The organism is Paraburkholderia xenovorans, from assembly GCF_046030735.1.
GTDB lineage: Bacteria > Pseudomonadota > Gammaproteobacteria > Burkholderiales > Burkholderiaceae > Paraburkholderia > Paraburkholderia xenovorans_A.
The window spans coordinates 43,326-57,142 of record NZ_JAQQBV010000014.1 but is presented as its reverse complement, the minus strand read 5'-3'; the positions used below and the strand labels follow the sequence as shown (position 1 = coordinate 57,142).

The 13,817-nt window shown below is 61.0% G+C and carries 13 protein-coding genes and 1 pseudogene; 3 read left to right on the top strand and 11 right to left on the bottom strand.

What is annotated here, in order from left to right:
• Positions 1-108: 108 nt before the first annotated feature.
• The gene (locus PQQ51_RS15720; RefSeq protein ID WP_408497709.1) at positions 109-534 is read right to left on the bottom strand and encodes a winged helix-turn-helix transcriptional regulator; all 426 of its coding nucleotides are present in this window, start codon (positions 532-534) and stop codon (positions 109-111) included.
• 88 nt (positions 535-622) lie between these two features.
• Here PQQ51_RS15720 and PQQ51_RS15715 point away from each other — a divergent pair, with 88 nt between their 5' ends.
• Entirely contained in the window at positions 623-1,546 is a 924-nt protein-coding gene (locus PQQ51_RS15715; protein WP_408497708.1) for an NmrA/HSCARG family protein, read from the top strand.
• A 56-nt stretch (positions 1,547-1,602) separates the two neighbouring features.
• Here the strand turns inward: PQQ51_RS15715 and PQQ51_RS15710 are convergent, their stop codons facing one another.
• From PQQ51_RS15710 to PQQ51_RS15700, 3 genes are all read right to left on the bottom strand, one after another.
• Positions 1,603-2,979, bottom strand: coding sequence for a beta-1,3-glucanase family protein (locus tag PQQ51_RS15710; protein WP_408497707.1), 1,377 nt, complete (start codon positions 2,977-2,979; stop codon positions 1,603-1,605).
• A 67-nt stretch (positions 2,980-3,046) separates the two neighbouring features.
• A complete protein-coding gene (locus PQQ51_RS15705) occupies positions 3,047-4,237 on the bottom strand; it encodes a M20 aminoacylase family protein (protein ID WP_408497706.1) in 1,191 nt (396 codons plus the stop codon).
• A 42-nt stretch (positions 4,238-4,279) separates the two neighbouring features.
• The gene (locus PQQ51_RS15700) at positions 4,280-6,067 is read right to left on the bottom strand and encodes an ABC transporter transmembrane domain-containing protein (protein WP_408497705.1); all 1,788 of its coding nucleotides are present in this window, start codon (positions 6,065-6,067) and stop codon (positions 4,280-4,282) included.
• A 208-nt stretch (positions 6,068-6,275) separates the two neighbouring features.
• Here PQQ51_RS15700 and PQQ51_RS15695 point away from each other — a divergent pair, with 208 nt between their 5' ends.
• Positions 6,276-7,946 (top strand): DUF7910 domain-containing protein, encoded by a 1,671-nt coding sequence (locus PQQ51_RS15695; protein WP_408497704.1) that lies wholly within the window; start codon positions 6,276-6,278, stop codon positions 7,944-7,946.
• A gap of 78 nt (positions 7,947-8,024) precedes the next feature.
• A pseudogene (locus PQQ51_RS15690) lies at positions 8,025-8,117 on the top strand (cysteine hydrolase); the annotation flags it as partial.
• Between the two features lie 12 nt (positions 8,118-8,129).
• On the opposite strand, the gene argE reads toward PQQ51_RS15690, so the two are convergent.
• Genes argE through PQQ51_RS15655 form a run of 7 tightly spaced genes read right to left on the bottom strand, consistent with a single transcriptional unit; the run spans position 8,130 to position 13,654 of the window.
• Complete coding sequence (gene argE, locus PQQ51_RS15685; RefSeq protein ID WP_408497703.1) at positions 8,130-9,284, bottom strand: acetylornithine deacetylase; 1,155 nt, start codon at positions 9,282-9,284, stop codon at positions 8,130-8,132.
• 2 nt (positions 9,285-9,286) lie between these two features.
• Entirely contained in the window at positions 9,287-9,703 is a 417-nt protein-coding gene (locus PQQ51_RS15680) for a RidA family protein (RefSeq protein WP_408497702.1), read from the bottom strand.
• A gap of 19 nt (positions 9,704-9,722) precedes the next feature.
• On the bottom strand, positions 9,723-10,469 hold the full coding sequence (locus PQQ51_RS15675) for an amino acid ABC transporter ATP-binding protein (RefSeq protein ID WP_408497701.1): 747 nt from the start codon (positions 10,467-10,469) through the stop codon (positions 9,723-9,725).
• Complete coding sequence (locus tag PQQ51_RS15670) at positions 10,466-11,425, bottom strand: agmatinase (RefSeq protein WP_408497700.1); 960 nt, start codon at positions 11,423-11,425, stop codon at positions 10,466-10,468. Before PQQ51_RS15670 ends, PQQ51_RS15675 begins: the two co-directional genes overlap by 4 nt.
• Before the next feature lie 33 nt (positions 11,426-11,458).
• On the bottom strand, positions 11,459-12,121 hold the full coding sequence (locus PQQ51_RS15665) for an amino acid ABC transporter permease (protein ID WP_408497699.1): 663 nt from the start codon (positions 12,119-12,121) through the stop codon (positions 11,459-11,461).
• A complete protein-coding gene (locus tag PQQ51_RS15660) occupies positions 12,111-12,791 on the bottom strand; it encodes an amino acid ABC transporter permease (protein ID WP_408497698.1) in 681 nt (226 codons plus the stop codon). Before PQQ51_RS15660 ends, PQQ51_RS15665 begins: the two co-directional genes overlap by 11 nt.
• Before the next feature lie 11 nt (positions 12,792-12,802).
• On the bottom strand, positions 12,803-13,654 hold the full coding sequence (locus PQQ51_RS15655) for a transporter substrate-binding domain-containing protein (RefSeq protein ID WP_408497697.1): 852 nt from the start codon (positions 13,652-13,654) through the stop codon (positions 12,803-12,805).
• Positions 13,655-13,817: the final 163 nt, after the last annotated feature.

Genomic DNA, 13,817 nt, shown 5'->3' with positions numbered 1-13,817 from the left:
GCGGCGGCGTCTGAAACGTTCAATGCGGGGAAAAGCGCGTCGTCGACTACAACCGACGCGACCAGCATGTACCCATCGCGATGCCGATCGTATTGCGCAATACAGACGCTAAGACTCGCTGCGACTCCGCGAATCGAATTCCTGCCGCGACTGTTCTATCGTCGGCCAGTTCTCCCGAATCCATGCAGTGAATCCCTCCAGCGCGGGCAACATGCTCTTTCCCATTGCACTCAATTCATATTCGACGCGTGGCGGCACTTCCGCGAAGTAATGCCGCACGAGAAGTCCGTCACGCTCCAGATTCTTGAGCGTGACTGTCAGCATGCGTTGAGAAATACCGTCGACACCTCTCTTGATCTCCGAAAATCGCAACCGATGATCCGGGGCGAGCGATAGAAGCGACACGATCAGAATCGTCCATTTGTCTCCAAGACGCGTCAACACATCGTGCGGCGCACAGGGCGAGAAGAGCGGACCTTTATCCTTTATCGCATATGAGCGGCCGAAAATCGTTCGAGACAAGGTTACCTCCATGTAACCGACGCACACCCTTGTGCCGTCTTGCGCAAAACATTTAGCGGCCTAGAATCGCCGGTGTCAATAGTTACTTATGGATACTGTCGTGAGCAAAGCAGATAAAACGATCCTCGTTTTCGGGGCAACGGGACAGCAAGGCGGCTCCGTAGCGAAGGCGTTGCGTTCGGCCGGATGGCGTGTCAGGGCATTCGTGCGTAACCCTGATAATGCCAATGCGAAAGCACTCGCAGCAACAGGCATCGAATTGGCGCGCGGAGATCTTGCTGATTCGCAATCCATCAACGATGCAATGGCGGGCATACACGGCGTATTCAGCGTGCAGCCGAGTTCCGGTCAAGGCGCGGCATACGGCGTGACGGATGAGGATGAAGTTCGATACGGCACAGCCGTCGCCGACATTGCTTTAAAGAACGGCGTTCGTCACTTCGTCTACAGTTCCACCGGCGCAGCGGGCCCTGATAAGACGGGCATGGGACATTTCGACAGTAAGAGTGAAATCGAAGCACATGTTCGCGGCCTCGATATGGTTCACACAATCGTGCGACCGAGCGCATTCATGGAAATCCTGATGCTGCCTGGAATGGGACTCGACAAAGGCGAGTTCACCTTTTTCATGCACGCGGATCAGCAGATGCAATTCATTGCGGTCGAAGATATTGGAAAGATCGTTGCGGGTATCTTTTCAGAGCCCGAACGGTACTCGTCTCGCACGATTGAGATCGCGAGCGACGCCGTAACCGGCAAGGATCTGGCAACCAAGTTCAGCGCAGTGGCAGCACGCACTATCGGCTATCGCCGCTTTCCAGATTCCTTGCTTGAACAGAATCCGTTTCTGGGAACCCTGGCAAAGCTTGCCGACGATGGACGATTGACAGGAAATGCCGACATTGCCGCGCTGCATGAAGCATTTCCTGGTCTACTGACTTTTGACCAATGGCTCGAAGGCGCTGGCCGCGATGCGTTGCTCGCGGCGATTAACGCGACCGGCGACACGGTTTCGCTTCGTTGAGTTGAACCGGTTGATGAACAAGTACTGGCGATTCATCCATCAACCGTACTCAACCCTTACCAACCGATCGCGACCAGCAATCTGCTCGGACTGTTACAGCCGATATCCGACGAGTACCCGCCGACATCGTCATAAGAGAACCCATACGCCTGGTTAGCGATTCCATGCGTATGCCAGAATTGAGCGTAGTAGTTCGCGGGAGATGTCGAATAGAAAGCACTGCTCGGCAGCGTACTCCAGAAGTTGGGGTTCACCAGCGTGCCATCTGACTTGAACGTCCCCGGCTTATCTGCAACGTGACGTTCAACAGCGGCAATGAGATCGGGACGCGAGCCGTCGGCGAAACGCAAAAACGGCGTGGGCTTCGGCACGACCGACGTGTCGATACCATTGGCGGCCCAGACCGTGTCGATATAGTTATTGAAGTACGCGGCATTAGCACCGCTGGCCTGAAAGTTCGTAGCCGTGCCCGGTTCAACGATGCGATACGGAGCGAACTGCGTACCGGTCGACTGAAACTCCGCCGGCACTTCGGCCAGATACTTCTGGAAAGTAATCGAGCGATCCTCGAGAAAGGTACCGTAGTCTTCCCCGCGCACTACGTCGGTTCCGTCCGCGCACTGCAGACGGATTGCAAGCTTCATTCCGAACGCGTCGACCCGAGTCGTGTCGCCATTGAAATTCCACGGCACGCTCGCGTTTGCTCTGCCAAGGTTGATTTCTATGAAGTCGTAGTAACTAGTGGGTGTCTGAGTCGCCGCACTGATATTGGGTGCAATGTAAAAGTACATGCGGGCCGAATTGATGCCCGGCATATCGAACGTCGGGGCATCCGCGATCGAGTGAAATTCGTTGACCGGCGCGCCCGACGCGGATGTGCCGGTGATCTGCCAGAAGATTTGACTATCCGGAAATTTTCCGTTCGTCTGATTGAGAAACTTGACTGTCATGACCTGCGTCGCGGCAGGAATGCTTGCAAGATCTCCCCAGAAACTGGCTGGCGGAGAGCCGTCTGCGGCGGGGTTGAGCGTCAATGCGGCCGATGTCGATGCTGTCGTTCCCGTTCCGTTCGACAGCGCGACGGCGAACGTTGCGCCCGAATCGCTGCTCACGGCGGGCGTTGCTTCGTAGCTCGACGACGTAGCGCCGGAAATGGCGACGCCATTTTTATACCATTGATAGGCCGTCGCGCCACTTGCTGCAACGCTAAAGAAGGCGCGCTGCCCTGCGGACACGGTTTGCGCGGCGGGTTGTGCGGAGATTTGCGGGCCGCCTGCCGTGGATGTCAAAGGCACGATGGCCGGAGTCGATGCACTTGCCTGGCTCGATGCATTTGAACCACCGCCGCCACCACAAGCGCTTAATGTCACCACGAGGGCACTGCAGAGCATCACGCGAGCGGGCCAGGCGCTCGCAAACAGCTTTGTTGTCATTGTTCGCCTTACTGTGCGATGAATAGAAAGATGTTCTCGAAAATAAAAATGTCCCTGACACCCGCCACTACGCCCTGCTTAAATAACGCTCGACCAATCTGGACCAGAACGCCGCCCCCACCACCAGGTTCTCGTCGTTGAAATCGTAGGTAGCGCTGTGAAGCACGCGGCCATTCTCCGCCGTACCGTTGCCGATGCGAAGAAAGCAGCCTGGGCGCGCCTCGAGCATATACGCGAAGTCTTCGCTGCCCATTAGCCTGTCCATATCCGCGACCACATTCGCGTCGCCAACCACTTCTCTCGCCACTTCGATCGCGAACAGCGTCTCGGCTTCGCTGTTACGCACGACGGGATAGCCGGCGACATAATCGATCTCGGCCTTCACGCCGAAGCTCTCCGCCTGGGCGTTCACAAGCGCCAGAATCCGCTCCTTCAACAGCACGCGAACTTCGGCGTGGAAAGAACGCACGCTAATGGCAAGCTCCACCTCTCCGGGAATCACATTCGGAGCGGTACCCCCGTTGATCTTGCCAATCGTGATGACCGCCGGCTTCGACGGATCGACATTCCGCGAAACAATAGTCTGCAGGCCCATCACAATCGCCGCAGCGGCCACTATCGGGTCATTCGCCAGATGCGGCCTCGCGGCATGTCCGCCCGTTCCGACGATCTTGATGAAGACCCGATCCCCCGCTGCCATGAATTCGCCCGAGCGAAACATCAGCTTGCCGGCCGGCTCGCCCGGATGGTTGTGCATGCCGAAGACAGCATCGCAGGGGAAACGGTCGAACAGGCCTTCGTCGACCATGCGCTTCGCGCCGCTATCGAAACCCCGCTCTTCAGCGGGCTGAAAAATCAGGTGAACCGTTCCGTCGAAGCGACGCGTCGCGGCCAGGTGCCGTGCGGCGCCCAGCAGCATCGCGGTGTGTCCATCGTGGCCGCATGCGTGCATCCGCCCCGCGACTTTGCTGGCATGTGCAAACGTGTTTGCCTCGCAGATTGGAAGCGCATCGAGGTCCGCTCTGACACCTATGCTTCTCGCCCCTGTGCCGCATTTCATCGAACCGACCACACCTGTGCCCGCCAGACCTGTCGTGACCTCATAGCCATACTCGGTGAGACGCGCTGCAACGAGCGCTGAAGTTTGCGTCTCGGAAAACGCAAGCTCGGGATGGCCATGCAACGTGTAGCGCAACTGGGTCAGGTCTTCTTGCAGAGGCGACAGGTCGGAAAGAGCGGTGAACATGCCCGATGTCATAAAACGACTCCTGGAATCTTATTGAGTTCGACAATACTTACCTCACCGCACCGTCTGCCCCAACTGCTCGCCGAACTGCAGCGCGGCAAGCTGTGCATAAAGCGGCGAGTTCAAAAGAAGCTCGGCGTGACGACCTTGCGCGACGATTCGCCCCTGTTCCAGCACGACAATGCGATCGGCCTGCTGCACGGTCGCGAGCCGGTGCGCGATGACCAGCGTCGTGCGGTTTTGCGCGGCATTGTCCAGCGCCGTTTGCACCAGCCTTTCGCTGGCGGCATCGAGCGCACTGGTCGCTTCGTCGAGTAGCAGGATGGGCGGATTCTTCAGGATTGCACGAGCAATCGCAATGCGTTGACGCTGTCCGCCAGACAGTCGCACGCCGCGCTCGCCGAGAAAGGTCTCGTAACCTTGCGGCAGTTCTTCGATAAAGCCGGCAGCAGCCGCCATCTCCGCCGCTCGCTGCACCTGTTCGAGCGTGGCGTCGGGCGCGCCATAGCGGATGTTGTCGAGCACGCTCCCGGAAAAGATCACCGACTCCTGCAACACCACCCCGATCTCCTTGCGCAATTCGACGAGCGGTACGTCACGCGTCGGCACGCCGTTGATCAGAATAGCGCCGGATTGCGGGTCGTAAAAGCGCAGCAGCAGTTGGAATAGCGTGGTCTTGCCTGCACCGGACGGCCCCACCAATGCGACGTGTTCCCCCGGACGAACATCGAGCGAGAGTGCCGAAAGCGCTGCAATGCCCGGGCGCGACGGATACGAGAAGCTCACGTTGTCAAAGCGGATACCCTCGCCTCGCGCAGGCAGTGCGATCGTGGTCCCGGCTTCCACCACCGGCGAGCGCGCCGCCAGCAATTGCAGCAAACGTTCAGTGGCGCCGGCCGCGCGCTGCAGATCGCCCCATACTTCGGCGACCGCGCCCACCGCGCCGGCCGTGAACACCGCATAGAGGATGAACTGGGACAATTGACCGGCCGTCATCCGTCCGGCCAAGACTGCCTGTGCGCCGAGCCACAACACGAATACGATGGCGGTGAACACCAGCACGATCACTACAGCGGTCAACCACGCGCGTGCACGAATGCGCGTAAGCGCGGTCTCAAACGCATGCTCTACCGCGCCGGCGAAGCGCCGCGACTCGAACGGCTCCTGCGTATACGACTGCACGGTCGGCATCGCATTGAGCACCTCGCCCGCCAGCGCGCTCGTATTCGCGAGCGTGTCCTGACTGGCGCGCGAGAGCCGCCGCACACGTCGGCCGAAGATCACGATAGGCGCGACCACGATAACCAGCGTCGCGATGATGTAGCCGGACAACACGGGGCTCGTCACCGCCAGCATCGCCACGCCACCGGTCAACAGGAAGAAGTTGCGCAAGCCCAGCGACAGGCTGGTGCCCACCACCGTCTGGATCAATGTGGTGTCCGCGGTCAACCGTGACAGCACCTCGCCGGTCTGCGTGGTCTCGAAGAACTGCGGGCTCATCCCCAGCACGTGTTCGTACACTGCACGCCGCAAGTCGGCCGTGACCCGCTCGCCCAGCCACGATACAAGGTAAAAGCGCAATGCCGTAGCCGCGGCCAATACCAGCGAAACGACAAATAGCGCAAGGAAATAACGATCGATGTGAGCCCGGTCGCCACTGGCGAAACCACGATCGATCAGGTATTTGAACGCCACCGGCAACACCAGCGTGGCGGCCGCCGACGTCACCAGCGCGAGAAATGCGAGCGCCCAGCGGCCGGCATAGGGTCGCAGGAACGGAAACAACGCAAACAGGGGGCCGATACGAGGTGAAGACCGCGAAGACGTAACAGCGTCTGTCATGTGGATTTCCAGGTGGAGCGAATATTCTCGCGATTGTGCCAGTCTTGCGAGTCAGCAGTACTTCAGTTGCTTCGCGCAACCTGCACTTCACTTCGCAACTGCGCACATCCACGGGGCCGCCATCGGTTAAAACGATGGGTCGCGCGCGATACGCGAGCGACCCCAATTCAACTGGATCAAGTTAATCAACTTCAAAGAGGAGTCTCTCGTGCGTATTTCGCGTCGTTCGATTCTCAAGAGTAGCGCAGCGGCTGTCGCGTTGGCCGCGATGGACATTCCGCTGCTATCGCGCGCGCTGGCAGCTTCGCAGCGAGCGCAGGTCAGCCCAGCCGGCGATGTCGTCGGCAAGATTACGGTTGGCTATCAAGGCTGGTTCGCGGCAATCGGCGACGGCGCCCCGATCAACGGCTGGTGGCACTGGTCACTCAACTGGTCCCAGACCCCTTCGCCGACGAATGTCGCGATCAAGGCATGGCCGGACATGCACGAGTACGCGCACGGCTATCAGTCGGGTTTTTCTTCGCTCAATAGCGGACAGCCGTCGACACTGTTTTCGTCGTATGACCAGGATACGGTCAATCGACAGTTCAGCTGGATGCAGCAGAACGAAATCGACACGGCCGCATTGCAACGATTCAACCCGTTCTCGAACGAGGGGCCGACGCGCGACGTCATTGCGCAGAATGTGCGCAGTGCCGCCGAGGCCTACGGTCGCAAGTTCTACATCATGTACGACGTGACCGGCTGGACCAGCATGCAATCGCAGATCAAGCAGGACTGGACCTCCAAAATGTCGGCGCTGATTGCGTCCAGTGCCTACGCGAGACAGAACGGAAAACCCGTCGTGGCCATCTGGGGCTTCGGTTTCAACGACGACAATCATCCGTTCGACGCAGCCTCGTGCTCCGACGTCATCAGCTGGTTCAAGTCCCAGGGGTGCTATGTGATCGGCGGCGTGCCGACACATTGGCGTACCGGAGATTCGGTGCGTCCGAACTTCCTGCCGGTATTCCATCAGTTCGACATGTTGTCGCCGTGGATGGTGGGGGCAATCGGCACGGTCGGCCAGGCAAACGCCTATTCAGTCGATGTCGCCGCCGCGGATAAAGCCGATTGCGACGCGAACGGCATCGATTTTCAGCCTTGCGTCTTGCCGGGCGACCTGTCGGTTCGGCAACGGGCTCACGGCAACTTCATGTGGCGTCAGTTCTACAACATGGCGCAACTGGGGGTGGCCGGCATTTACATCTCGATGTTCGACGAGTTCAACGAAGGCAATCAGATTACCAAGACGGCCGCCACGCAAGCAGACGTTCCGGCCGGCTCCGGATTCCTGAGCCTGGACGAAGACGGCACGCCTTGCACGTCCGACTACTATCTGCGCGTCACGCAGGACGGCGGGCACATGCTGAAAGGAACGCTGGCGCTCACCCAGGTTCGTCCGACAGCACCGGTACCGGGCAGCACGACGGGTGTCGCGACGATCATCAGCTTCCAGTCTCGCACCAATAGTCGCTACGTCACGGCCGAAAATGCCGGCAGCCAGCCGTTGATCGCCAACCGGACCGCCATCGGTCAGTGGGAGCAGTTCGACCTTGTCGATGCGGGCGGAGGTGCGATCGCGCTCCGCGCGCACGCGAACGGGTTGTACGTCACGGCCGCCAATGCCGGCGCAGCACCGTTGATTGCCAGCAGCACGAGCGTGGGTCCTTCGGAGACATTCGATCTTGTCGTGCAACCCAATACCGGCGGCGCTGTGGCACTCCGGGCCCACGCGAATGGGCAGTACGTCACGGCAACGAACGCTGGCCAGGCGGCGCTGATTGCAGGTGCGCCTCAGGTAGGCGGGTGGGAGCTGTTCGATATGATCTTGGCGTAAGCGTCCGGTCATAACGATTAATTGAGGATGTCCGCGCCCAGGTTGTGATTCCGTCGTCGATGCGGAGTCGAACCTGGGCCGCATCAGGTCGTACATGAACATCTGTTCTCCACCGCGTTCGATTCGCGCACCACGGTGCTGTCGCTTGCCGACGCGCTGTTGCTGCCAGCCCAGGCGTTCCTGTCACTGCAAGCAGTTCGTCAGCCGGGCGAGAAAATCATCGCATGCATCGAGCTGCGTCAGCGCCACGTATTCGTCCGGCTTGTGCGCAACGTCGATGTCGCCCGGGCCGCACACCACGCACGGTACCGACAGTCGCGTCGAGAACAAGCCGCCCTCCGTGCCGAACGCCACCTTGCGCTTCTGCGTGTCCGGCGGCAGCAGCGCTTCGAGAAACTTCACCGCGTCGCTCGCGATAGGCGTGTCGAGCCCCGGATACGCATTCACTTCCTCGACGACCGGTAAATGCTCGTCTCCTTGAAAAGCCGTAGCGCTCGCGATCGATGCCCGCGCGCGGATATCGTCGAGAATAGTAGCGGCCTGATCGCCCGCGAGCGTGCGGATTTCGAAGTCGAGCGTGCATTCGTTCGGCACGATATTGAGCGCCTTGCCGCCGTGAATCGTGCCGACGTGGATCGTCGAATACGGTACGTCGTAGCCGTCGTCGCGCACACCGCTTTCGGCGAGACCCTGCTGCGCCGCGCGAATGCCCGCAATCCAGTCCGCGGCGACGTGGATCGCGTTCAGATACCTGGGCGCGAGCGCCGAGTGCCCTTCCTGACCGCAACAGATCGCACGATACGCAGCCTTGCCTTTATGGCCGGTCGCGATCTGCATCATCGTCGGTTCGCCGACGATACACAGCGCCGGTCGCACTGGCGCTGTCTCCAGCACGTCGATCAACCGCCGCACGCCGACACAGCCGATTTCCTCGTCATACGACAGCGCCAGTTGTAACGGCTTCTTCAATGTCCGCGACGAAGCATCGATCATCGCGATCACCGCGCAGGCGACGAAGCCCTTCATGTCGGCCGAGCCGCGGCCATAGAGCCGCTCGTCGCGCAACGTGGCCTCGAACGGAGGCACCGTCCACGGCTGCCCTTCGACAGGCACGACGTCGGTATGTCCCGACAGCATCACGCCGGGCACATCCACCGGTCCGGTGCTCGCGAACAGGTTCGCGCAAGTGCCGTCGTCGTTCCTGACGATCGTACTGGCGATACCCGCCGCGCCGAGCAAACCGGCGACATGCTCGATCAGCGCAAGATTCGGCGTGCGCGAAATAGTGGGGAACGCGAGCAGCGTTTTCAGCAGTTCGGCGCTTCGGCTAAGCGACATTGTCAGGCGTCCGGTTTCACTGCGATGACGTCGATCTCCACGAGCCATTCAGGCCGCGCGAGCGCCTGCACCACGATGCCGGTCGACACCGGAAACACGCCCTTCAGCCAGCGGCCCATCACGTTATAAACCGCTTCGCGATAGCGCGGATCGATCAGATAGACCGTGACCTTGCAGATGTCCTCGAGCTTGCTGCCGCATTCGTCCAGCAGCATCTTGATGTTCGACATCGCCTTCTCGGTTTGTGCGGCGACGTCGCCGATGCCCACCGATTCGCGCGTGTCGAGATCCTGGCCGATCTGGCCGCGCAGATACACCGTATTGCCGGCGATCACCGCCTGGCACAGGTCGTTGTCCAGCTTCTGTTCCGGATACGTTTCGCGAGTGTTGAATGTACGGATGCGCGTATGAGTCGTCATGTCGTGATGATTCGAAAGTTCAGTGATGAAGAATCTTGGAAAGAAAGCGTTTTGCGGCGGCACTGGCGGCGTCCTGAAAGAACACGTCGGTCGGACTGTCTTCAATGATTGCGCCGTCTTCCATGAAGACCACGCGATGCGCGACACGCTTTGCAAAGCCCATTTCGTGCGTGACCACCATCATCGTCATGCCTTCGCGCGCGAGTTCGACCATCACGTCGAGCACTTCGTTGACCATCTCCGGGTCGAGCGCCGAAGTCGGTTCGTCGAACAGCATCGCCATCGGGTCCATCGACAACGCGCGCGCAATCGCGACGCGCTGCTGCTGGCCGCCCGACAACTGCCCCGGATACTTGTGCGCATGCGCCGACAATCCGACGCGCTCGAGCAGCTCGCGCGCTTTCGTGCGCGCGCGGTCTTCGTCGCGGCCGAGCACGATACGCTGCGCGAGGGTGAGATTGCGCGTCAGGTCCAGATGCGGAAACAGTTCGAAGTGCTGGAACACCATGCCGACACGACTGCGCAGCTTCGGCAGATTGGTCGACTTCGCGGTGAGCGAGGTGCCGTCGATCACGATGTCGCCCTTCTGCACCGGCTCCAACGCGTTGACCGTCTTGATCAACGTCGATTTGCCCGACCCCGACGGCCCGCACACCACGACGATCTCGCCTTTGTTCACCTGCGTCGAGCACTGCTTGAGCACGTGATGGCTGCCGTACCACTTGTCGACGCCACGAATTTCGATGACGGCCTGATTCGCGCTCATTTGTCGAAGTATCCCGCGCGGATCGACGCGCCGATCAGGTTCAGAATCAGGCGGCCCGCCGTCACACAGGAAATCAGATTCGCGTGGTCTTTCTCCGGCTGGATTTCGACGATATCCATGCCGACCACGCGCCCTTTATTCACCAGCCCGTGGATCAGCTTGCGCGCCTGCACGAAGGTCACGCCGCCCGGCGCCGGCCCCGCCACCGCCGGCATCACCGAAGGATCGAGTCCATCGGCGTCGATCGTCAGATAGTAGTTGCCGCCGTCGGGAATCCGCGCGAGCACCGCGTCCATGCCGATGTCGTGCAGTTCGTACGCCGTCACGAGTTCCGAGCCGTAAGCGCGCGCGGCGACGAGTTCCTCGGGACGTCCGCTGCCTTGCGCGCGCAAACCGATCTGGATGATGCGCTCGACGTGCGCCATCTCCGACGCGCGGCGAATCGGGCTCGACAGGCCTTCGCGGACGCCGTTGACGTCGTCGCGCCAGTCGAGGTGCGCGTCGATATGCACGAGCGTGATCGGACCTTTGGCGTCGAGGCCGCGCAGAATCGGCGTCGTAATGCCGTGATCGCCGCCGAGCACGATCGGCATCGCGCCGCCGGCCACGATGCGACGCACCGCGGCTTCGGCACGCGCGTAATGCTCGCCCGGCTTCGTCAGATCGGGCATCACGTCGCCGCAATCGACAAAGCGCACGTCGGTACGACCTTGCAGCAGCGGGCCGTCGATATCGAAATCGTAATGACCCGGCTTGCGCACCACACGGTCGGTTGCCTGACGGATCGCCGACGGCGCGTTGGTCTGGTCGTTGCTGAAGTCGGACGGCGCATACGGTGCGCCATACGGCATGCCGAGCACGGCGATATCGGCCTTCAGGTTGTCGATGTCGAGATCGAGTTCCGAGTAAAGCAGCGTGGGATGGCCGGTACGCGGCGCAACGGTATATTGGGTCATGCGAGTATCTCCAGGGGAATAGCCGGATCTGCTTCAGACGTGGCGCGTGCGCCCTCCGATCGCCGTCTCGAGACGGCGGCCGACGCCGGCCATCAGAACGCTGCAGATCCAGTAGATCAATGCCGTCGTGCCGAGCACTTCGACATACGCAAAGGTGTTGGCCGTGAGCAGATTGCTCTGATACGTCATCTCCGGCAGGCTCATTACCGAGAAGATCGCCGAGTCCTTGAACATCATGATCACGAGGCTCGTGGCCGGGGGCGTGATGTAGCCGAACAGTTGCGGCGCGATCACGTGACGCTGCGTCTGCCAGAACGTCATGCCGAGCGAAAGCGACGCCTGGGTCTGACCGCGCGGCACGCTGCGCAGCGCCGCGCGCAGGATTTCGCAGAAATAGCCACCGGTGTAGAACGCCGTGCAGCCGATCGCGACCGTCATCGCCGAAGCGCCTACGCCGAGCTTCGGCAGACCGAAGAACGACAGGTAGACGAGAATCAGGTACGGGATGTTGCGCACCAGTTCGACGTAGGCGAGCGCCACGGGCTTCACGAACGTACGCGATTGCGCCGCGTACGCCGCCGCGATTCCCGCAACGGCGCCAATCGGGATACCGATCGCGCTGACCAGTGCGGTGACACGAAGCCCGTCGAGCAGCACCGGCACCGCTTCGCGGACGATCGAAAAATCAATGGCCATGAGGCAGCATCCTCGAGACGCGGCGCTCGCACACTCGCGAAGCAGCCGAGATGCAGAACAGGATCAGGAAGTAGACCGCCGCGGTGATCGTGAACACCTGCAACGGCAAATCGGTTTGCAGCGTGGCATTGCGCGCGACCGTCGCGAGTTCCGGCACCGCGATGATCGACATAAGCGAAGACGCCTTCAGCAGCAATGTGAACTCGCTGGTGAGCGGCGGAATCGCGCGATAGATCATCTGCGGCAGCAATACGTAACGCCACACCTGTGACGCGCGCATACCCATCGCGTAGCCCGCCGCGCGCTGCCCCCACGAAATCGTGCCGAGCGAGCCGCGCAGAATTTCGACGATGTACGCACTGGTATTGCATGCGAGCGCGGCAATACCCGCGGTGATCGGCGAGATCGAAATGTTGAGCAGCGCGGGCACCATGTAGTACGCGATCAACATGTGAATCAGCGCCGGCGTGCCGCGAATCAGGCTCACCCACAGCACCACCAGCGCGCGCAGCGGACCGAACGGCGAGATACGCGCGAGCAGCAGCACGATGCCGAGTGCGAGTCCGATGACGAACGCACACGCGGAAGCGGCCAGCGTGAGCGCCGTTCCCGACACGACGCCGTCGAGAAACGGCGCGATCACGCCGCCTTTGTCGATCCAGTTCAGCATGGCGGCGCGCGTCAGATCGCGCCGGCCGGCAGGTAGTTCGCGTGCGGCGTGTCCATCGGCGCGCCGAACCACTTCGTCTGCAACGCGGCGAGCTTGCCGTTCGCGCGGAATTCCTCGAGCGAATCGTTGATGAACTTGCGAATCTCCAGATCGTTCGGATTCGCGACCCACGCGAGCAGCTTCGGCTGACCGATCGTGCCGGCGATACGGAATGCGTTCGGCTGTCGCTTCATCTGCACGGCGGCGATATTCGACGGCATCAGCGCGACGTCGACAGTTTTGTTCGCGAGCGCATTCGACACGTCCGGATACGCCTGAAACAGCTTGGTGCCCGCGTAGCCCTTGCCGGTCTTTTCCTTCAGCTCCTTCTCGAACTCGTCGGCGACAGGTTGCGAAGACGAACCCATCTGCGTGCCGATCGTCTTTCCGCCGATGTCGAGATCGCGCTTGACCGACGCATCGTCGGCGCGGACCAGCAGCACCGAGCGCACCACGCCGACCGGCTCGCTGAACGCAAAGCGCTTCGCGCGCTCCGGCGTAATCCCCACGCTGGTCGCGACGAAGTCGAACTTGTGCGACATCAGGCCCGGAAGCAGGCCCTGAAACGGCAGATTCATCTGCTCGAGTTTCACGCCGAGTTTGGCCGCCATCAGCTCCAGCACATCGTGACCGTACCCGACGATCTGACCGTTCTCGACGAATTCGAACGGCTCGTACGCGGCCTCCGTGCCGACCACCAGTTTGCCGCGCTGCCTGATGTCCGCGAGCGTGCCGCCTTCGGCCAGCGCGAGCTTCGGCAGCGCGAAAGCCACGCCCGACGCGAGCGTGGTTTTGATGAAGGATCGTCTGGTCAGGTGTTTCATTGCTCTCTCCGCGGGGTGGCGTGGGGTCGTGGTCGTGTGGGTGCCGGGCCGGCTTATCGCGGGGCTGTGCCCCACGTCATTGGCCTGTGACCCAATGTATTCCGCCATAAAGAGGGTGAAAAATGATTTTTTTATCGGTATGGTTCCGAAAAGTGAAACCTTT

Bases quoted from the DNA above. Each gene is read 5' to 3' on its own strand.
- PQQ51_RS15665 (WP_408497699.1), bottom strand. From the start codon at position 12,121: ATGGCCATTGATTTTTCGATCGTCCGCGAAGCGGTGCCGGTGCTGCTC.
- argE (WP_408497703.1), bottom strand. From the start codon at position 9,284: ATGTCGCTTAGCCGAAGCGCCGAACTGCTGAAAACGCTGCTCGCGTTC.
- PQQ51_RS15710 (WP_408497707.1), bottom strand. From the start codon at position 2,979: ATGACAACAAAGCTGTTTGCGAGCGCCTGGCCCGCTCGCGTGATGCTC.
- PQQ51_RS15655 (WP_408497697.1), bottom strand. From the start codon at position 13,654: ATGAAACACCTGACCAGACGATCCTTCATCAAAACCACGCTCGCGTCG.
- PQQ51_RS15700 (WP_408497705.1), bottom strand. From the start codon at position 6,067: ATGACAGACGCTGTTACGTCTTCGCGGTCTTCACCTCGTATCGGCCCC.
- PQQ51_RS15660 (WP_408497698.1), bottom strand. From the start codon at position 12,791: ATGCTGAACTGGATCGACAAAGGCGGCGTGATCGCGCCGTTTCTCGAC.
- PQQ51_RS15720 (WP_408497709.1), bottom strand. From the start codon at position 534: ATGGAGGTAACCTTGTCTCGAACGATTTTCGGCCGCTCATATGCGATA.
- PQQ51_RS15670 (WP_408497700.1), bottom strand. From the start codon at position 11,425: ATGACCCAATATACCGTTGCGCCGCGTACCGGCCATCCCACGCTGCTT.
- PQQ51_RS15680 (WP_408497702.1), bottom strand. From the start codon at position 9,703: ATGACGACTCATACGCGCATCCGTACATTCAACACTCGCGAAACGTAT.
- PQQ51_RS15675 (WP_408497701.1), bottom strand. From the start codon at position 10,469: ATGAGCGCGAATCAGGCCGTCATCGAAATTCGTGGCGTCGACAAGTGG.
- PQQ51_RS15705 (WP_408497706.1), bottom strand. From the start codon at position 4,237: ATGACATCGGGCATGTTCACCGCTCTTTCCGACCTGTCGCCTCTGCAA.